At 60.0% G+C, this 19304-nt stretch carries 18 protein-coding genes and 1 pseudogene; 5 read left to right on the top strand and 14 right to left on the bottom strand.

The window, feature by feature from the left end:
* Window positions 1–68 precede the first annotated feature (68 nt).
* Complete coding sequence (gene recG, locus AC3I0A_RS26655) at window positions 69–2144, bottom strand: ATP-dependent DNA helicase RecG (RefSeq protein ID WP_489375480.1); 2076 nt, start codon at window positions 2142–2144, stop codon at window positions 69–71.
* 9 nt (window positions 2145–2153) lie between these two features.
* Window positions 2154–3071, bottom strand: a complete 918-nt coding sequence (locus tag AC3I0A_RS26650; protein ID WP_489375479.1) for a hydrogen peroxide-inducible genes activator — start codon at window positions 3069–3071, stop codon at window positions 2154–2156.
* 385 nt (window positions 3072–3456) lie between these two features.
* Between AC3I0A_RS26650 and AC3I0A_RS26645 the strand changes: the two genes are divergently transcribed.
* Complete coding sequence (locus AC3I0A_RS26645) at window positions 3457–4791, top strand: IS110 family RNA-guided transposase (protein WP_489375478.1); 1335 nt, start codon at window positions 3457–3459, stop codon at window positions 4789–4791.
* Window positions 4792–4972: 181 nt separating this feature from the next.
* Here the strand turns inward: AC3I0A_RS26645 and AC3I0A_RS26640 are convergent, their stop codons facing one another.
* Genes AC3I0A_RS26640 through exbB form a run of 3 tightly spaced genes read right to left on the bottom strand, consistent with a single transcriptional unit; the run spans window position 4973 to window position 7107 of the window.
* Window positions 4973–5722, bottom strand: a complete 750-nt coding sequence (locus AC3I0A_RS26640) for an energy transducer TonB family protein (RefSeq protein WP_489375477.1) — start codon at window positions 5720–5722, stop codon at window positions 4973–4975.
* Complete coding sequence (exbD, locus tag AC3I0A_RS26635) at window positions 5719–6147, bottom strand: TonB system transport protein ExbD (protein WP_489375476.1); 429 nt, start codon at window positions 6145–6147, stop codon at window positions 5719–5721. Before exbD ends, AC3I0A_RS26640 begins: the two co-directional genes overlap by 4 nt.
* A gap of 6 nt (window positions 6148–6153) precedes the next feature.
* A complete protein-coding gene (gene exbB, locus AC3I0A_RS26630; protein WP_489375475.1) occupies window positions 6154–7107 on the bottom strand; it encodes a tonB-system energizer ExbB in 954 nt (317 codons plus the stop codon).
* A 187-nt stretch (window positions 7108–7294) separates the two neighbouring features.
* On the opposite strand from exbB, the gene AC3I0A_RS26625 reads away from it, so the two are divergent.
* Window positions 7295–8152, top strand: a complete 858-nt coding sequence (locus AC3I0A_RS26625) for an SDR family oxidoreductase (protein WP_489375474.1) — start codon at window positions 7295–7297, stop codon at window positions 8150–8152.
* A gap of 143 nt (window positions 8153–8295) precedes the next feature.
* Here the strand turns inward: AC3I0A_RS26625 and AC3I0A_RS26620 are convergent, their stop codons facing one another.
* The 6 genes from AC3I0A_RS26620 to AC3I0A_RS26595 form a co-directional block, all read right to left on the bottom strand.
* The gene (locus AC3I0A_RS26620) at window positions 8296–9036 is read right to left on the bottom strand and encodes a hypothetical protein (RefSeq protein ID WP_489375473.1); all 741 of its coding nucleotides are present in this window, start codon (window positions 9034–9036) and stop codon (window positions 8296–8298) included.
* A 62-nt stretch (window positions 9037–9098) separates the two neighbouring features.
* Window positions 9099–9479: a RidA family protein gene (locus AC3I0A_RS26615; RefSeq protein WP_015097371.1), complete on the bottom strand. Its 381-nt coding sequence runs from the start codon at window positions 9477–9479 to the stop codon at window positions 9099–9101.
* A 38-nt stretch (window positions 9480–9517) separates the two neighbouring features.
* On the bottom strand, window positions 9518–11623 hold the full coding sequence (gene spoT / locus AC3I0A_RS26610) for a bifunctional GTP diphosphokinase/guanosine-3',5'-bis pyrophosphate 3'-pyrophosphohydrolase (RefSeq protein WP_489375472.1): 2106 nt from the start codon (window positions 11621–11623) through the stop codon (window positions 9518–9520).
* Between the two features lie 57 nt (window positions 11624–11680).
* Window positions 11681–11944: a DNA-directed RNA polymerase subunit omega gene (gene rpoZ / locus AC3I0A_RS26605; protein ID WP_150640823.1), complete on the bottom strand. Its 264-nt coding sequence runs from the start codon at window positions 11942–11944 to the stop codon at window positions 11681–11683.
* Window positions 11945–12110: 166 nt separating this feature from the next.
* On the bottom strand, window positions 12111–12731 hold the full coding sequence (gmk, locus tag AC3I0A_RS26600; RefSeq protein ID WP_489375471.1) for a guanylate kinase: 621 nt from the start codon (window positions 12729–12731) through the stop codon (window positions 12111–12113).
* Between the two features lie 12 nt (window positions 12732–12743).
* The gene (locus tag AC3I0A_RS26595) at window positions 12744–13607 is read right to left on the bottom strand and encodes a YicC/YloC family endoribonuclease (protein ID WP_489375470.1); all 864 of its coding nucleotides are present in this window, start codon (window positions 13605–13607) and stop codon (window positions 12744–12746) included.
* A 281-nt stretch (window positions 13608–13888) separates the two neighbouring features.
* On the opposite strand from AC3I0A_RS26595, the gene rph reads away from it, so the two are divergent.
* Together rph and AC3I0A_RS26585 are read left to right on the top strand one after the other, a co-directional pair.
* Window positions 13889–14611 (top strand): ribonuclease PH, encoded by a 723-nt coding sequence (rph, locus tag AC3I0A_RS26590; protein ID WP_489375469.1) that lies wholly within the window; start codon window positions 13889–13891, stop codon window positions 14609–14611.
* 29 nt (window positions 14612–14640) lie between these two features.
* Complete coding sequence (locus tag AC3I0A_RS26585) at window positions 14641–15009, top strand: DUF4870 domain-containing protein (protein WP_489375468.1); 369 nt, start codon at window positions 14641–14643, stop codon at window positions 15007–15009.
* 182 nt (window positions 15010–15191) lie between these two features.
* On the opposite strand, the gene crc is transcribed toward AC3I0A_RS26585, so the two are convergent.
* Window positions 15192–15971 (bottom strand): catabolite repression control protein Crc, encoded by a 780-nt coding sequence (gene crc, locus AC3I0A_RS26580; protein ID WP_489375467.1) that lies wholly within the window; start codon window positions 15969–15971, stop codon window positions 15192–15194.
* Window positions 15972–16052: 81 nt separating this feature from the next.
* On the opposite strand from crc, the gene pyrE reads away from it, so the two are divergent.
* Complete coding sequence (pyrE, locus tag AC3I0A_RS26575) at window positions 16053–16697, top strand: orotate phosphoribosyltransferase (RefSeq protein ID WP_007894680.1); 645 nt, start codon at window positions 16053–16055, stop codon at window positions 16695–16697.
* Window positions 16698–16870: 173 nt separating this feature from the next.
* Here pyrE and argB read toward each other — a convergent pair whose 3' ends face one another.
* A complete protein-coding gene (gene argB / locus AC3I0A_RS26570; RefSeq protein ID WP_489375466.1) occupies window positions 16871–17776 on the bottom strand; it encodes an acetylglutamate kinase in 906 nt (301 codons plus the stop codon).
* Window positions 17777–17797: 21 nt separating this feature from the next.
* A pseudogene (locus AC3I0A_RS26565) lies at window positions 17798–19174 on the bottom strand (phosphomannomutase/phosphoglucomutase); the annotation flags it as partial.
* Window positions 19175–19304: the final 130 nt, after the last annotated feature.

Raw genomic sequence — 19304 nt, 5'->3', positions numbered from 1 at the left:
CGTCTTTTTACAATTCAACCAGTATAACCAGCTTGTTTAGCGTGATCGCCCATTAACTGAGGCAGTGCTCACACTTGGCCATATTGCTGTCCATGACGCAGCCAGCGCTCCAGGAGCGGGCTCACGTGTTGCGGCCAGCGTTCGAGCAAGGCCTGGGCGGCGTCGCGCACGGCGGGCAGCAGATCGGCATCGCGCATCAGGTCGGCGACCTTGAATTGCAGCAGGCCGGTTTGCCGGGTGCCGAGCATTTCGCCGGGACCGCGCAGTTCCAGGTCCTTTTCGGCGATGATGAAGCCATCGTTGGTCTCGCGCATGATACCCAGGCGCTGACGGCCGATTTGTGACAATGGCGGATGGTAGAGCAGTACGCAGTGGCTGGCGGCGCTGCCCCGGCCAACCCGGCCGCGCAATTGGTGCAGCTGCGCAAGACCCAGGCGCTCAGGGTTTTCGATGATCATCAGGCTGGCGTTGGGGACATCGACGCCGACTTCGATCACCGTGGTCGCCACCAGCAGTTGCAGGGCACCGGCCTTGAACTCGGCCATGACCGCGGCCTTCTCGGCGGGCTTCATTCGCCCGTGAATCAGCCCGACCCGCAGCTCGCCGAGGGCGCTGGTCAGGTCTTCGTAGGTGGTTTCGGCAGCCTGGCAGGTGAGTTCTTCGGATTCTTCAATCAGCGTGCACACCCAATAGGCCTGACGACCTTCAGCACAAGCGCCGCGCACGCGTTCGATGACTTCGATACGCCGGGTATCGGTGATCAGCACGGTGTTCACCGGAGTCCGGCCGGGTGGCAGTTCGTCGAGGATCGAGGTGTCGAGGTCGGCGTAGGCACTCATGGCCAACGTGCGCGGAATCGGCGTAGCCGTCATGATCAGCTGATGCGGACACATCCGACCGCCCACGCCTTTCTGACGCAGGGCCAGACGTTGCTGCACGCCGAAGCGGTGCTGCTCATCGATGATCACCAGTGCCAGATTTTTGAACTGCACTTCATCCTGGAACAGCGCATGGGTACCGACCACCATCGGGCTGCCATTGGCGATCTGTTCCAGCGCCGCTACACGGTTTTTGCCTTTGAGCTTGCCAGCCAGCCAGGCGGTTTCGATACCCAGCGGCTCGAGCCAGCGGGTGAAGTTGATGAAGTGTTGCTCGGCGAGAATCTCGGTCGGCGCCATCAATGCGACCTGATAGCCAGCCTCCAGCGCCTGCAAGGCGGCGAGGGCGGCGACCACGGTTTTACCGGCGCCGACATCACCCTGAATCAGTCGTAGCATCGGCTCGGGCTGGCTGAGGTCGTAGGCGATTTCCTTGCCGACCCGTTGCTGCGCGCCGGTCGGCGGGAAGCCCAGATTGGCCAGGTATTTCGCTGGCAGCATTTTGGCGTTCGGCAAGGCGGGCGCAAGTTGGGAGCGCAGACTTTCGCGCAGGCGCTGCTGGGACAGTTGATGGGTCAGCAGCTCTTCGAACGCCAGTCGGTGCTGCGCCCAGTGATGACCCAATGCGAGCTCGTCGACATCGGCGTCCGCCGGTGGGTGGTGCAGGTAGCGAATCGCGTCGGCCAGCGGGGCCAGCTGATAGTCCCGCGCGAGTTCTTCCGGCAGCCAGTCAGGCAGGCTGCTCGGGCCGAGCAGGGCCAGGCTTTGTTGGCACAGCTGGCGCAGGCGCTGCTGGGTCAAGCCCTCGGTGAGCGGGTAGATCGGCGTCAGGGTTTGATCCACCGGCGGCGGTTTGTCGCCGTTTATGGCGCGGTATTCCGGGTGATAGATTTCCAGCCCCAAAGCGCCGGGCCGGGCCTCGCCATAACAGCGCACTCGGGTGCCGCGTTTGAGGCCTTCTTTTTGCGCGTTACTGAAATGGTAGAAGCGCAGACTGAGCCCGCCGGTGCCATCCTGCAGGCGCACCAGCAAGCTGCGACGCTTGCCCATGACCACGTCGGCGCCGCTGACGGTACCTTCGATCACCGCATCCTGACCCGGCCGCAGTTGGCCGATCGGCACCACGCGGGTGCGATCCTGATAGCGCATAGGCAGGTGAAACAGGACGTCCTGGAGGTTCTCCAGGCCGACCTTGGCGAGTTTCTCGGCCATGGCTTCACCGACGCCCTTGAGCGCCGTGACCGGCACTTTCGACAGCTCAGTCATTGCGCTTACTTAGCTCGCCGCTGGCGGCTTGGCCACCGAGCACAGGCGGATCGAGTCCGCGAGGATTTCAATCGCTTTTGGCCGCGGGAAGCTGGCGCGCCAGGCGATCGCCACGGTGCGGAACGGCACGGGTGGCGCCAGCGGGCGTACCTCGATCACGCCGGGGGCGTAGTGATGGCTGTCCACCGCCGAGAGCGGCAGGATCGAGATGCCCAGGCCGGAAGCGACCATGTGCCGAATGGTTTCCAGGGAGCTGGATTCGACCGTGGTGTGCTTGGCGCCTTCGCTGCCCTTCAGGGTCGGGCAGGCCTCGAGTACCTGATCGCGGAAGCAGTGACCTTCGCCGAGCAGCAGCAGGCTCTTGTCGTTGAGCAGGCTGGCGTCGATGGTCTTCTTCTGGGTCCACGGATGCGAGCTGGGCATCAGCACGTAGAACGGCTCGTCGTAGAGCTGCAGAGTCAGCACGTCGGCTTCGTTGAATGGCAGGGCGATGATGATCGCGTCCAGCTCGCCATTGCGCAGTTTGTCGCGCAGGACGTGGGTGAAGTTTTCTTCGATGTACAACGGCATCTGCGGGGCGACCCGGTGCAGTTGTGGGATCAGATGCGGGAACAGGTAAGGACCGACGGTGTAGATCGCGCCGACTTTCAGCGGGGCGGTCAGCTGGTTCTTGCCGGCTTGGGCCAGTTCACGGATGCCCTGGGCCTGTTCGAGAACCTTCTGGGCCTGGGCGACGATGCCTTCGCCGACCGGCGTCAGGCGCACCGCGCTTTTGCTGCGCTCGAAAATCAGTACACCGAGTTCGTCTTCAAGCTTCTTCACGCCTACCGAAAGCGTCGGCTGGCTGACATGGCAACGCTCGGCCGCGTGACCGAAGTGCTGCTCTTGGGCGAGGGTAACGATGTAGCGTAATTCTGTGAGAGTCATAGCGGGCGTCCATGAGGTTGCGACCAAGCATACCGGCTGCAATCGATAGACGCACGTTATCAGACTGAGTGAGGAGAGCGACACTGGGCAATGCATGTTTGCCGTTGCTGGATACGCAAAAGGCTCTTGTGGCGAGGGAGTGGCCGCCGCGTCTTCGACGCTGCGCTGTCGCGCAGCAAACAAGTGTCCGACCTAAAATTGAAGTGCGCGCGGGGACAGAGACCCGTAGCCAATCACTGGTGTGTTCGCACCCGCGAGGGAGAGTGGTCCGCACGGTATCGGCGTGGAGTCGTTGTCGGCACAGCAAGCTGTGACCACGTATGAGAGAGTGAATCCGTTCGCCACCGTGTTCCCCGCGCGCCCCTCAATCCTGCGAGGAATTGTCATGGCGCGCAAGAACCAGCAGAAACGATTTGAAGTGATTCACCCGCAGTGTGCGGGCATCGATGTTGGCAGTCGGGAGCACTGGGTCGGCGTCAATCCTGAGCAAAGCGACACACCGGTTCGCGGCTTCTCGAGCTTTACCGATGATTTGCTCAGGTTGGCTGAGTGGCTGGAGTCATTGAACATCAATGTCGTGGCCATGGAGGCCACCGGTGTTTACTGGATACCGCTATTCGAACTTCTCGATTCGAGAGGTTTCGAGGTGTATCTGGTCAACTCCCGGGCGACTCGCCAGATATCCGGCCGCAAATCCGACGTGCTGGATTGCCAATGGATCTGGCAACTGATGACCCACGGCTTGCTCAGGGGCGCTTTTCGGCCGGCCGACGACATTTGCTCGATGCGCTCGTTGGTCCGCCAGCGTGCCCTGAAGGTTCGCGATCAGGCCAAGACCATCAATCGCATGCAAAAAGCCCTGACCCAGATGAACCTCCAATTGGCCAATGTCATCAGCAATATTGCCGGTCTGACCGGCATGAAAATCCTCAAGGCCATCATCGGCGGCGAGCGCGATCCGCAGGTTCTGGCCAGCTATCGAGACGGTCGGATCAAGGTCGATCACGAAACCATTGCCCGGAGTTTGCACGGTAACTGGCGGGTCGAGCATCTGCATGCGCTGGCTCAGGAAGTGGCGGCCCATGATTTTCTCGAGCGGCAAATTGCCGAATGCGATCAGGCCATCGCTCAGGCCCTTGATCGGCTCCCCGTGTTGAACGATGAGCCTCTGCAACCGGTCAAGGCACTGCGCAGTCCGCATCGATCTTCAGCCGAACAGGCCCAGCTGCACCGGGCGCTCGGAAAAATAATGGCCGTCGATTTGACCGCGATTCCCACCATTGGCGTGGAAACCGCCTTGGTCCTGTCGAGCGAAATCGGACCCGATCTGTCGCGCTTTCCAACCCAGCAGCATTTCTGTTCCTGGCTGGGGCTGGCGCCCGCCACCCGGATATCCGGCGGCCGAGCACTGCCCGGCAGTGCACCGAAGGTGCTTAATCGAACGGCGCAAGCCCTGAAGCAGGCGGCGTCCAGCGCGCGCAACGACCAGAGTTTTATCGGCGCCAGCCATCGCGCCCGGCTGGCGCGCATGGACACCTCATGCGCGATCAAGGCCACCGCGCATCAACTGGCCCGGCTGATCTACGCCATGCTGACCCAAGGACAGCCGTATGTGGAGCAAGGCATGGACGCGTATGAAGCCAGAAGTCGTGATCGCCAGCTCAGGGCCTTGCAGCGCAAGGCCGTTAAGTTGGGGATGAGGTTGGTCATGAATGATTAAAAAACCAATTCAAAAACAACGGGTTATATTTTGTTTGATGAGAGCTTGCTCCCGCTCGGCTGCGTAGCAGTCGTAAAACCAGCGCCCGCGGTACTCCTGATGGGCCACGGTTGCCGGTTTTGGGGTCGCTGCGCGACCCAGCGGGAGCAAGCTCCCTCGCCACAGGGGTTTGTATCCGACTTCAGCTGCGACGTTTTTCGATGTTGTAAACGAACGGCGCGACGATTTCGATGGAGCCGTTGTTCAGCATGTCGGCCGGTGGCTTGGGCAATGGCTGGGCACGACGGATCATTTCCAGGGTGGCTCGGTCCAGATCGGCATTGCCGGAGCGTCCGACCAGTTCGAAGGACAGCACGTTGCCTTCACCATCGACCACGAAACGCAAGCGGTTCATGCCTTCCTTGCCCCGGGCTTGCGCACCGGCCGGGTACTTCTTGTACTTGGCCAGGTGAGCGAGCAGGGTACCTTGCCAACTGGCCTTGGCCGCCTGCTGCGCGGGCGACGGACCGGGAGCAGGTTGCGCGGATTTCTCTGTCGGTGCCTGGGTTGGCGGCGTGTCGCCAGGTTTTTCCTCGGAAGGTTTTTCCTTCGGCGGCTCCGGCTTTTTCTCCACAGGCTTGGGCGGTTGAGGCTTTGGCTTGGGTTTGACTGGCTTGGGCACGGAGATCGTCGGTTTTGGCGCCTCCGCGAGTTTTGGCAACGGCAGCTCTTCCACCGGTGCCGGTGGTTGCGGCGGCGTCACGACTTTCGGCGGTGCGGGTGGAGGGGGGGCCGGAACCGGCGCCAACTCGACCATCATCGCCAGCGGTGGCAGTTCGACCGGCGGTGACGACGACCAATTGAGCGCGAGGAGAATCGCGACCGCGTGGGCGCCCAGCACCACTGCCAGGCTACCGCTGTAACGCGTCAGCTTTTGGCGCGTCGTGATCATTTTTTGGCTGCCGTCTCAAGTCCGACCAGGCCGACTTTCAGGTATCCGGCTGCCCGCAGGGCGTCCATCACACTCATCAGGTCGCCGTAGTCCACGCCTTTATCGGCCTGGAAGAAGATCGTCGTGTCCTTTTTGCCTTGAGTCTTGGCGTCCAGAGTGGCGCCAAGGCTTTCAGTCTTCACTTCGTCTTCGCCGAGGAACAGCCGCTGATCAGCCTTGACGCTGAGGAACACCGGCTTCTCCGGCCGCGGCGCCGGTTTGGCGCTCGAGGCAGGCAGGTCGACTTTAATATCCACAGTCGCCAGCGGTGCTGCCACCATGAAGATGATCAGCAGCACCAGCATCACGTCGATAAACGGCGTGACGTTGATTTCGTGGTTCTCGGCGAGATCGTCGTCAGCGCCTTCTTTCAAATGCAGGCCCATGGCCGATTACCCCACTTTCACCATGTGCGGTTGCGAGCTGCGCTCGGGCGGCAGGTGGTCGAGGTCGCGGCTGACCAGCAGCAGGACTTCTGCCGAGGCATCGGAAACCTGCGCCTTGTAACCGGCGATGGAGCGGGCGAAGACGTTATAGATCACCACCGCAGGGATCGCTGCGACCAGACCCAGAGCCGTCGCCAGCAAGGCTTCGGCAATGCCGGGAGCAACGACAGCGAGGTTGGTGGTCTGGGTTTTGGCAATGCCGATAAAGCTGTTCATGATGCCCCACACGGTACCGAACAGGCCGACGAAGGGCGCGGTGGAACCGATGGTTGCCAGCACGCCGGTACCGCTGCTCATGTTGCGGCCGCAGGCTGCAACCAGGCGTTCGAGGCGGAAGGCGACGCGCTCCTTGATGCCTTCTTTTTCACGGCTGTTGGCCGACAGGCGCATTTCTTCCAGGGCGTCGTGGACCAGCAGGTTGGCGAGGGTGCCTGGCTGGCTGGCGCTTGCGCTGGCTTCTTTGAGGGTGATGGCTTTTTTCAGATTGGCGATTTCACCGCGCAGACGACGCTTGGCGCCGAGCAGCTCAAAGCCCTTGGCGATCCAGATGGTCCAGGTGATGATCGAGGCGATAGCCAGGCCGATCATCACGATTTTCACGATGATGTCGGCGTTCTGGTACATGCCCCAAGGCGACAGGTCGTGGGCCATGCCCAGCGAGTTGTCCGCTTCGAGTACTTCAGGTTGGTCTTCGAGGATTGCGCCTTCAGCCTTGGCCGGGTCGGTGGCAACCGGGGTCGTCACCGGAGCGGTATGATCAGCGGTGCCATGCGCAGACTCTTCGGCGAATGCGGCGGTCGGTGCCAGCAACAGGCTGAACACCAGCGCTGCTACCATGCGCCAGGCGCGCGTTGGGCTAGGAAGCGTGGTTGGCAAAGCGGGGAGTTGATTGCTTGTCATGCTGGCCGGACCTAAGAGGAAAAAAGGGTAAATGTCCTTCCAGGCCTCGTGGGCCGAGAACAAAGTGGCGGGCATTATTGCAATTAATTCTTGTTAACAAAAGTAATAGAGTATCTTTTTTTCTTCGATTGCTGGCCGGTCGTCCAATGCCGGCGTTAAGCCAAGCCTTTCTGAAAGGAGTTTTGTGATGTCTACCCCTGCTGTTTTGATCGCTGGCTGTGGTGATGTTGGCTGCCGTCTGGCCACTCAGCTACTGGCCGAGGATTGGTTGGTTTATGGGCTGCGGCGGAATATTTCGCACTTGCCGGCTGGTGTCACGGGGGTGGCAGGTGATCTGTTCGGCGAGCAATCCCCGGCCGACTGGCCGACTGAAAAAATCGATTACCTGGTGTATTGCGCCGCCGCCACCGAACACGACGAGGCCGGCTATCGCGCCGCCTATGTCGAAGGCCTACAGCATGTGCTGGGCTGGCTGAAGCAGCATGGTCAGCAACCCAAGCGCCTGCTGTTTGTCTCCAGCAGCAGCGTTTATGGTCAGCAGACGGGCGAATGGATCGACGAAAATTCGCCGACCGAGGCGGGCGGTTACTCCGGACGTTTGATGCTGGAAGCCGAGCAAGTGGCGTTGCGCAGCGGCATACCGGCCAGTCTGGTGCGTTTGACGGGCATCTATGGTCCGGGTCGTGAGTGGCTGTTGACTCAGGTGCGCCGGGGCTACCGTGTGGCTATCGATCCGCCGCTGTATGGCAACCGGATTCATGTCGACGACGCAGCGGGACTGCTGGCCTTCCTGTTACAGGCGGATCATCGGGGTGAAGCGCTGCACGACTGCTATATCGGTGTCGACGATGCGCCCGCGCCGCTGGCGGAAGTGGTCGACTGGTTGCGCGAGTACCTGGGTGTCACTGAATGGGCGGTCGATGCCAGTGTTCGGCGCAACGGCAGCAAGCGTTGCAGCAATGCCCGGGCGCGGGCGTTGGGCTGGGTGCCACGTTATCCGGACTTTCGTGAAGGGTATGCGGCGATTCTTGAGGGGCGGTGCTGACGGTCAGTCAACACGATTCAAATGTGGGAGCGAGCTTGCTCCGGGCGGCGTTCCGACGATGGCGGTGTAACAGCCAACATAGATGGTGAATGTTATGGCCTCATCGCGAGCAAGCTCGCTCCCACATTAGATTGGTGTTGGCATTACTGCTTTTCCAGCAGCCACTGACGATTACCCGGGGTGAACGAAGGCATCTCGTCCGCCTGAGCGGTGTTAATCGTCTGGAATATCTCCAGCTGTTTGCCCTTGCGCGCGAAAATCCAGGTATTGCCTTGGCCGCCCTGCTGTAGCCAGATGTTGTCGTTGCCGCCGCTCATGGAGGCGCAATCACCTGCAAGACAAAGGGCATAGCGGTCGTTGCCTGGCAGGCCTTCAATCCGGCCATCGGCCTGGAACTGAACGGTATTGCCTTCGCCCGGACCGCTGACGACTTTCCAGCTACCGCCCATGTAAGCGGCGTACAGGGCGCGCTCGAAGCTGGCGCCAATCGGTGCGCCTTCGGGAACCGTGTCTTGTGTCCGATCGAAAACCTGTTCCGGTTCGGAGTCGGTTGCCACTTGCAGCAGTTGTTTGCCGTCACGGCTCAACTTGCTGCCAGAGCTGCCATAGAAGTCGATCTTCCAGGTGCCGGACTCTTCACCCAGCAGCTTGCCATCGACATTTTCGAAGCCGTTGGTGTATCGCGCCTGGCCGGCTCTGGTATTGATATCCCATTCCAGGTTTGGACCGTAGGCCTGGAGGGCTTCACGCAAGGGGCCGCCTTCGGCAGCAGCATCGATTGCCGCCTGGTTGATCCAGGTGCCGCTGATGTCGCGGTCGGCAGGGTCGCTGGCACAGCCGCCGAGAAAAAGGGCAAGCAAAGAGAGAGCAAGCGCTTTGCGCATGAGGGAATCCTTTCAAAACGGAATTGGCGCAGCGCGGCGGCTGCGCCAGGACGTGTTACCCGTTACTCGATGACGAGAATGGCGTCCATCTCGACCTGCGAGCCTTTTGGCAGTGCAGCGACACCGATGGCGGCGCGGGCAGGGTAAGGCTGGTCGAAATATTTGCCCATGATCTCGTTGACCTTGGCGAAGTGGCTCAGGTCGGTGAGGAAGATGTTCAGTTTGACGATGTCCTTGAACGAACCACCGGCGGCTTCAGCCACGGCCTTGAGGTTCTCGAAAACCTGAATGGTCTGGGCTTCGAAGCCTTCGACCAGTTCCATGGTTTTTGGGTCCAGAGGGATTTGACCGGACATATAGACAGTGTTGCCAGCTTTGATCGCCTGGGAATAAGTACCGATGGCGGCAGGTGCCTTGTCGCTGGTGATAACAGTCTTGGTCATTTATGACTCCTTGTAATGGGCTGGGCTATTTGGGCGAGCTATGCACGCATGCGAGTGATGCGGGTGACCCCGGTCAGGGCACGCAGTTTCTTGATCACGCGGGCCAGGTGCACGCGGTCGTGCACGCTGACCACCAGTTGGACCACGCTGATGCGACCATCGCGCTCGTCCATGCTGATTTTTTCGATATTGCCGTCGGCAGCGTTGACGCTGCTGGCCAGCAGCGCGATCAGGCCGCGCTGGTGTTCCAGCTCGACGCGCAGCTCGACGTTGAATTCGCCGGTGACATCCTTGGCCCAGGAGAGCTGGATGCATTTTTCCGGGTTATGGCGGATTTCGCTGATGTTGCGGCAGTTGTCCAGGTGCACCACCATCCCTTTGCCAGCGGACAGGTGGCCGACAATCGGGTCGCCAGGGATCGGTGTGCAACATTTGGCGTAACTGAGGACCAGGCCTTCGGTGCCGCGAATCGCCAGCGGGCCTTCCGCGCTTGGCAACTGTTCGCCTTCGCCGAGCAGGCGGCGGGCGACGACATAGGCCATGCGATTGCCCAGGCCGATGTCTTCAAGCAGGTCTTCGATGACCTCGAGGCGGTACTCGTGGAGCATCAACTGGATGCGCTCGGCCGGAACTTTTTCCAGCGAACTGTCGAAGCCGTTGAGCACCTTGTTCAGCAGGCGCTCGCCGAGGCTGATGGACTCGGAGCGGCGTTGCAGCTTCAAGGCGTGACGAATATGCGTGCGGGCCTTGCCGGTAACCACGAAGTTGAGCCAGGCCGGGTTAGGTCGCGCGCCCGGGGCGCTGACGATTTCCACGGTCGAGCCGCTTTGCAGGGGTTCGGACAGTGGCGCCAGGCGACGGTTGATCCGGCAGGCGATGCAACTGTTGCCGACGTCGGTGTGCACCGCATAAGCGAAGTCGACCGCCGTGGAGCCTTTGGGCAGCTCCATGATCCGGCCTTTGGGCGTGAAGACATAGACCTCGTCCGGGAACAGGTCGATTTTCACGCTTTCGATGAATTCGAGGGAGTTGCCAGCGCGTTGCTGCATTTCCAGCACGCCCTTGACCCACTGACGGGCGCGGGCATGAGTGCCTTTGGGTTGCTCGTCGTCGGTGGATTTGTACAGCCAGTGGGCGGCGATGCCGTTATTGGCCATCTCTTCCATTTCACGGGTGCGGATCTGGATTTCGATCGGTACGCCGTGCATGCCGAACAGCGTGGTATGCAACGACTGATAGCCGTTGGCCTTGGGGATCGCGATGTAATCCTTGAAGCGCCCCGGCAGCGGTTTGTACAAATTATGTACAGCGCCGAGCACTCGATAGCAGGTATCGACCTTGTCGACGATGATGCGGAACGCGTAGACGTCCATGATCTCGTTGAAGGCCCGACGCTTGCCGCGCATCTTCTTGTAGATGCCGTAGATGTGTTTCTGTCGACCGCTGACCTCGCCCTGAATGCCGTCAATGGCCAGGCAGTGGCTGAGGGACTCTTCGATCTTGTTGACGATTTCCTTGCGGTTGCCCCGGGCGCGCTTGACGGCCTGGTAGATTCGCGCGGAACGCATCGGGTGCATGGCCTTGAAGCCGAGGTCTTCGAACTCTATGCGGATGCTGTGCATGCCCAGGCGATTGGCGATGGGCGCATAGATTTCCAGGGTTTCCTTGGCGATCCGTCGGCGTTTTTCGCCGGACAGCACTTCCAGGGTCCGCATGTTGTGCAGGCGGTCGGCCAGCTTGACCAGGATCACGCGAATGTCGCGGGCCATGGCCATGGCCATTTTCTGGAAGTTTTCGGCCTGGGCTTCGGCTTTGGTCTCGAAGTTCATCTGGGTCAGTTTGCTGACCCCATCGACCAGTTCAGCCACGGTTTCACCGAACTGCGCCGAGAGCGCTTCCTTGGCAATACCGGTGTCTTCGATCACGTCATGCAGCATGGCCGCCATCAGGCTCTGATGGTCCATATGCATGTCGGCAAGAATATTCGCGACCGCTAAAGGGTGCGTGACGTAGGCTTCACCGCTGCGGCGGCGCTGGCCGTCGTGGGCTTGTTCGGCGTAAAAGTACGCTCGGCGGACCAGGTTGACCTGGTCCGTGCCGAGGTAGGTCGATAAGCGATCGGCGAGGGCGTCTATGCTCGGCATGATGACTCCTGCCGATGGCTTTGACCCTGCGCCGTGCTACGTCGACCAGGCATAGGCTTAGACGGCCTCGTTGGACTCGTCCTCGAACGCCGCGAACAGCGGTTCGTCTTCAACGATCTCTGCTTCAGCGATGACTTCATAGCTCATCAAGCCTGCTGCGATTTCACGCAGCGCCATGACTGTAGGTTTGTCGTTTTCCCAGGCCAGCTTCGGCTCTTTGCCGCCGGTTGCCAGTTGGCGAGCACGCTTGGTAGAGAGCATGACCAGCTCAAAGCGGTTAGCCACGTGATCTAGGCAGTCTTCAACGGTTACGCGGGCCATGGTATTCCTCGTAGCAAATGCAATATGCGCGCTGCCCGGATGGGCGAGCGGACTCAACAGTTTAAAAAATCACCAGCGTTTAGGGAAGCGCTGATTTTCCGCCCCGCTCTTCAACGCGCTGCAAGTGCCAATGTAAAGCCCTTGCAGCGGTTTTGGGAAGTGCTCTTTAGCCCAGCAATTCAGCGAGTAATTTACCGAAACGCTGTTGCTGACGCTTTTGGTGGAGCTGATTGGCCCGGAAAATCGCTTTCAGATCGTCCAGTGCGACGGCAAAGTCATCGTTGATGATCAGGTAGTCGTAATCGACGTAATGGCTCATCTCACTGACCGCTTCGCGCATCCGGCCTTCGATGATCTCGTCGCTGTCCTGGCCGCGATTGGTCAGGCGTTGACGCAAGGCCTGCTGGGACGGCGGCAGAATGAAGATCGAACGAGCCTGGGGCATCAACTTGCGCACTTGCTCGGCACCTTGCCAGTCGATTTCCAGAATCAGGTCATGGCCTTCATCCAGGGTCTGCTGCAAATGGCTCTGCGAGGTGCCGTAGAGGTTGCCGAACACTTCGGCTCGCTCGAGGAAATCCCCATGTTCGATCATCCGCACGAACTCGGCGCGGTCGACGAAGTTGTAGTTCACCCCATCGACTTCGCCTGGACGCATGGCGCGGGTGGTGTGCGAAACCGATACGCGGATTTGCGGCTGCGCGTCGATCAGGGCCTTGACCAGGCTGGTCTTGCCCGCGCCTGAAGGGGCGGAAATGATGTAGAGAGTGCCGGTGCTATGGGTCATGTCGGGGTAGCCTTACTCAATATTCTGCACTTGTTCGCGCATCTGCTCGATCAACACTTTGAGGTTGACCGCAGCTTGCGTGCTGCGCGGGTCGAAGGCTTTGGAGCCCAGTGTATTGGCTTCGCGGTTGAGCTCTTGCATCAGGAAGTCCAGGCGCCGACCGGCGGCGCCGCCGGACTTGAGGACGCGGCGAACTTCGATGATGTGGGTGCTCAGCCGGTCCAGTTCTTCGGCCACGTCGCTTTTTTGCGCGAGCATGACCATTTCCTGTTCCAGGCGTTGCGGGTCCAGCTCGGCCTTCATGTCGGCGAAGCGGTCGAGGACTTTCTGGCGCTGGGTGGCGAGCATTTGCGGGACCAGCTCGCGCAAGGTCACCACATCTTCTTCGATAGAACTCAGACGTTCGTTGATCAGGCGGGCCAGCTCCGCGCCTTCGCGCTCACGGCCGCTCTTGAGCTCTTTCAGGCCCTGGTTGAACAGGGTCAGGGCTTCAGCGTTCAGCGCTTGCGGGTCGCTTGCATCGGCTACCAGTACGCCCGGCCAGGCCAGGACTTCCAGCGGATTCAATGCGGCCGGTTGTTTGATCAGGCTGGCCACGGTCTCCGCCGCAGCGACAAGCTGTGCGGCGCGCTCACGATCAACCTGCAAAGGCTTGCCGGTGGTTTCTTCGGTGAAGCGCAGGGTGCATTCGAGTTTTCCGCGGGACAAACCCTGGCGCAGCGCTTCGCGCACGGCGCCTTCGAGGTCGCGAAAAGACTCTGGCAGACGCAGGTGGGGTTCCAGGTAGCGGCTGTTGACCGAGCGCAACTCCCAGCTCAGGGTGCCTTGGGTGCCGGCTTTTTCGACGCGGGCGAAGGCGGTCATGCTGTGCACCATGGAGGTACCTCGCGATTCGGGCCTGCTTCAAACCGCAATGGGTTCCAGCAGGCCTGATGGATAAATTAAAGCCGACAGGCTGCAAAGGCGCAGGATTGTAACGCAGTGCAGCGAATGCGCCCAAACCGAGCATGTGACAAAGGGCTGCAGGCCGTCGCCGATCAGCGCCGGGCCCTTGTTCAGAGCCTTTGGTCGCCGCACAGGTTTTTTAGAAGTGCCCAGTCGACGCTGCGGGCTCTATAATGCTCGGCAGATTTCCGTCCCTGTACAGGTGTTCCCCTATGAAACGTCCAAGTGGTCGCGCCGCCGATCAGCTCCGCTCGATCCGCATCACCCGCAACTACACCAAACACGCCGAGGGATCTGTACTGGTCGAGTTCGGTGATACCAAGGTGATTTGTACGGTCAGCGTCGAAAACGGCGTACCGCGCTTCCTTAAAGGTCAGGGCCAGGGTTGGTTGACTGCTGAATACGGCATGCTGCCGCGCGCCACCGGCGAGCGTAACCAGCGTGAGGCGAGCCGTGGCAAACAAGGTGGCCGCACGCTCGAGATCCAGCGTTTGATCGGCCGTTCCCTGCGCGCAGCGCTGGACATGTCCAAACTGGGCGATATCACCTTGTTCGTCGACTGCGATGTGATCCAGGCCGATGGCGGCACTCGCACCGCGTCGATCACCGGCGCCATGGTTGCACTGGTCGATGCCTTGAAAGTGATCAAGAAGCGTGGCGGCCTGAAAGGTGGTGATCCGATCAAGCAAATGATCGCTGCCGTTTCGGTGGGTATGTATCAAGGCGAGCCAGTGCTCGATCTGGACTACCCGGAAGACTCGGCTGCCGAGACTGATCTGAATGTGGTGATGACCAGCACTGGCGGTTTCATTGAAGTGCAGGGCACTGCCGAAGGCGTGCCGTTCCAGCCTGAAGAGCTGAACGCTATGCTGGCTTTGGCGAAGAAAGGCATGAACGAGATTTTCGAACTGCAAAAAGCCGCTCTGGCCGACTGATTGCCCCGACTTCCAGCAAGGAGAGCATCATGAGTGACGAACGGCTTCCACTGCCTGCGCCGAGCCAGGAGGTTCGCCAATGGGCGATGTTTTGTCACTTGTCCGCCTTGCTGGGGATCTGGATTCCTTTCGGTACCTTGATCGGGCCGCTGATTCTCTGGCAGATGAAGCGTGAAATGGACCCTTTCATCGATGCGCAGGGCAAGGAAGCGCTGAATTTTCAGATCACTGTCGCCATCGCATCGGCCATCTGCTTCCTGTTGATGGTGGTGATCATCGGGTTCTTCCTGTTCGCGTTGGTGGCGATCGGTGCCTTGGTGCTGGCGATCATCGGCGGCATCAAGGCCAATGAAGGGGTGCCATATCGCTATCCTTTCACCTGGCGCCTGATCAAATAGATCTTCAGTTGCACTGAAGATCCCCTGTGGGAGCGAGCTTGCTCGCGATGAGGGCGGCACATTCAACATAGATGTTGTCTGACAGTCCGCTATCGCGAGCAAGCTCGCTCCCACATTAGAATTAGATTTCAGCACACACAAAAAAGCCGACATCGCTGTCGGCTTTTTTGTGGCTAAGACGCTTAGATGGTCAGCGTCCAGTCGTAATCCACAATCAATGGTGCATGCTGCGAGAAGCGTGGCTGACGTGGCAGGCGTGCGCTACGCACGAAACGACGCAGGCCCGGGGTCAGCAGTTGGTAATCGAAACGCCAGCCCAGGTTGAGCATTTCGGCCTGTTCGTTGTCCGGCCACCAGCTGTACTGATCGCCTTCACGGCTGACTTCACGCAGGGCATCGACATAACCCATATTGCCGACAATCTCATCCATCCAGGCCCGTTCAGGCGCCAGGAAGCCCGGAGTTTGCTGGCTGTCGCGCCAGTTTTTGATATCCAGCTTCTGTTGCGCCACGTAGAGCGAGCCACAATAAATGTACTCGCGACGTTTGCGCCGCTGTTTATCCAGGTAGCGAGCGAAGTCGTCCATAAGCTTGAACTTCTGGTTCAAGTCTTCATCGCCGTTCTGCCCTGATGGAAGCAGCAAGGTCGCGATGCTGACCTTGTCGAAATCGGCTTGCAGGTAGCGCCCGTAGCGGTCTGCCGTCTCGAAACCGAGACCGCTGATGACAGCCTTCGGTTGCAGCCGCGAATACAAAGCCACGCCACCTTGGGCGGGGACTTCGGCATCGCAGGCATAAAGGAAGTAGCCATCCAGTTGGAAGGCTGGGTCGTCCAGTTCAAAGGCGGAGGCGCGGGTGTCCTGCAAGCAGATGACGTCGGCATTCTGTGCTTGCAGCCAACTGAGCAAACCACGCTCGACTGCAGCCTGAATACCATTGACGTTCACACTGATGATCCGCATAAGTGGCCCCAAAAATCGCGTGCGGGTATGATACCCGAGGTCTACCTAATTAGCTAAATCCGTGATATTGGGGCTTTTTTCATGCAGGCGTATCAGCGCGATTTCATTCGTTTTGCCATCGATCGCGGCGTTTTGCGCTTCGGTGAGTTCACCCTGAAGTCCGGGCGCACCAGTCCTTACTTCTTCAATGCCGGCCTGTTCAACAGCGGTTCGGCCCTGGCTCAGCTCGGGCGTTTTTACGCTGCGGCCATCGTCGAAAGCGGCATTTCCTTCGATGTACTGTTCGGTCCGGCCTACAAAGGCATTCCTTTGGCGGCGACCACCGCCGTGGCGCTGGCCGAACATCATGGCCGTGATCTGCCATGGTGCTTCAACCGCAAGGAAGCCAAGGCCCACGGCGAAGGCGGTAGCCTGGTCGGCGCGCCATTGACCGGCGACGTGCTGATCATTGACGACGTGATCACCGCAGGCACCGCCATCCGTGAAGTGATGCAGATCATTGCTTCCCAGGATGGAGCCAAAGCCGCCGGCGTGCTGATCGCCCTGAACCGTCAGGAGCGTGGCAACGGTGAATTGTCGGCCATCCAGGAAGTGGAGCGTGACTTCGGCATTCCGGTGATCAGCATTGTTTCGCTGAACCAGGTGCTCGAATTCCTGGCGGATGATCCGCAGCTCAAGCAGCATTTGCCTGCCGTGGAAGCCTATCGCGCACAATTCGGCGTCTGATGGTCTTGTGAAAAACCTGTGGGAGCGAGCTTGCTCGCGATGAGGCCATAACATTCAACATCATCATTGACTGTTAAGCCGCTATCGCGAGCAGGCTCGCTCCCACAGGAGCTCGGTGGACAAAAAAAGACCCCGCTCAGCCAGGCTGAGCGGGGTCTTTTTGTATGCGTTGCTTAGTGGCGCTTGCGATTGCTGATCAGTGTGCCCACGCCGGTATCGGTGAAGATTTCCAGCAATACTGCGTTGGGTACGCGACCGTCGATGATGTGCGAGGTGGTCACGCCGCCTTGCACCGCTTCCAGTGCGCAACGGATCTTTGGCAGCATGCCGCCGTAGATGGTGCCGTCAGCGATCAGTTCGTCGACCTGCTGGGTAGTCAGACCGGTCAGGACTTTGCCGGACTTGTCCATCAGACCGGCAATGTTGGTCAGCAGCATCAGCTTCTCGGCTTTGAGGGCCTCAGCTACCTTGCCCGCCACCAGATCGGCGTTGATATTGTACGACTCGCCATCGGCGCCGACACCGATAGGTGCGATGACCGGGATGAAATCACCTTTGACCAGCAGGTTCAGCAAGTCGGTATTGATCCCGACCACTTCGCCTACATGGCCGATATCGATGATTTCCGGGGTGGTCATTTCTGGCGTCTGACGGGTGACCGTGAGCTTTTTCGCGCGAATCAGCTCGGCGTCCTTGCCGGTCAGGCCGATGGCGCTGCCGCCGTGACGGTTGATCAGGTTGACGATGTCTTTGTTCACCTGGCCCCCGAGGACCATTTCCACGACGTCCATGGTTTGCGCATCGGTGACGCGCATACCATCGACGAAATGACTCTCGATCGACAGCCGCTTGAGCAGATCACCGATCTGCGGACCGCCGCCGTGAACGACCACCGGGTTGATGCCCACGGCCTTCATCAGCACGATATCGCGAGCAAAGCCGGTTTTCAGCTCCTCGCTTTCCATAGCGTTACCGCCATATTTGATCACCAGCGTCTTGCCGACGTAACGGCGAATATAAGGCAGCGCTTCGGAGAGGACCTTGGCGGTATTGGCGGCGGCATCGCGTTCGAGGGTCATGCGGGGCTCCAGTGGAACAAATCAGAACGGTAGTTGAAGATCAGGGGCAACACGTTTCAGTTGGGCGTGGAACACGTCCTTGATGCGCTGCAGTTCGGCCTCGGTATCGGCCTCGAAACGCAGCACCAGCACCGGTGTGGTGTTGGACGCGCGAACCAGGCCCCAGCCTTCGGCATAGTCGACTCGCACGCCGTCAATGGTGGTCAGGTCGGCGCCTTCGCCCCACTGCGCGTCGTGCAATGCATCAATGATGCTGAATTTGCTCTCTTCGGTCACATGGATATTGATTTCCGGCGTAGAAATATCGTTCGGGAAGGTCGCGAACAGCTCTTCCGCGGTGAATTTTTCCTTGCTGAGGATCTCCAGCAGCCGCGCGGCGCTGTAAATGCCGTCGTCAAAACCGAACCAGCGTTCCTTGAAGAAGATATGCCCGCTCATTTCACCGGCCAACAGGGCGCCAGTTTGCTTCATTTTCTTTTTGATCAACGAATGACCGGTCTTCCACATGAGCGGACGACCCCCGTATTCCTTGATCAACGGGGTCAGGCGCCGGGTGCATTTGACGTCGAAGATGATTTCCGCATCCGGGTTGCGCGCCACGACGTCGCGGGCGAACAGCATCAGCAGGCGGTCCGGGAAGACGATGCTGCCGGTGTTGGTCACAACCCCAACACGGTCGCCGTCGCCGTCGAAGGCCAGGCCCAGGTCGGCGTTGGTTTCCTTGACCTTGGCGATCAGGTCGACGAGGTTTTCAGGCTTGCCCGGATCCGGGTGGTGGTTCGGGAAGTTGCCATCGACTTCGCAGAACAGCGGGATGACTTCGCAGTTCAGGGCTTCGATCAGTTGCGGGGCGATCACGCCGGCAGCGCCGTTACCGCAATCGACCACCACTTTCAGGCGGCGAGCCAGTTTGATGTCCTGGACGATTTCGGTGTTGTAGCGATCGAGGATCTCGACCTTGGTGATGCTGCCCTTGCCGCTGCTCAGGTCGTTGGTCTTGAGGCGTTCGTGCAGGGCCTGGATCTGTTCGTTCGCCAGGGTGTCGCCGGCAATGACAATCTTGAAGCCATTGTAGTTCGACGGGTTGTGGCTACCGGTAAGCATCACGCCGGATTTGCCGGCCAGTACGTTGGCGGCGTAATACAGCGCAGGCGTTGGCACCAGGCCGACATCGCTGACGTGGCAACCGCTGTCGGCCAGGCCCTGGATCAGTTGTTCCACCAACTCCGGACCGGACAGGCGACCGTCGCGGCCGACGGAAACGTTGGGTTCGTCCTGGGCCAGGCTCTGGGAGCCGATAGCGCGACCGATCCAGTAAGCGGTTTCAGCGGTCAGGGTTTCCGGGACAGTGCCGCGAATGTCGTAGGCGCGGAAAATGCTGTCGGGGAACTTCGGTGCGACTTGGGCTGGGGTGCTCATCTGTAAGAATGCTCCATCTCGAAAGTGGCTGGACCTGCCTGCGAAAAACTCGTCGACAGGTTCAAACTGAAGGGTATGACGGTGTTTTCGGCAGAGAGTTCGTGGTGTG

It is taken from the genome of Pseudomonas sp. KH_024_B2, assembly GCF_057839965.1.
Note: the sequence above shows the minus strand (reverse complement) of the source record. Positions and strands in the feature narration are given on the sequence as shown.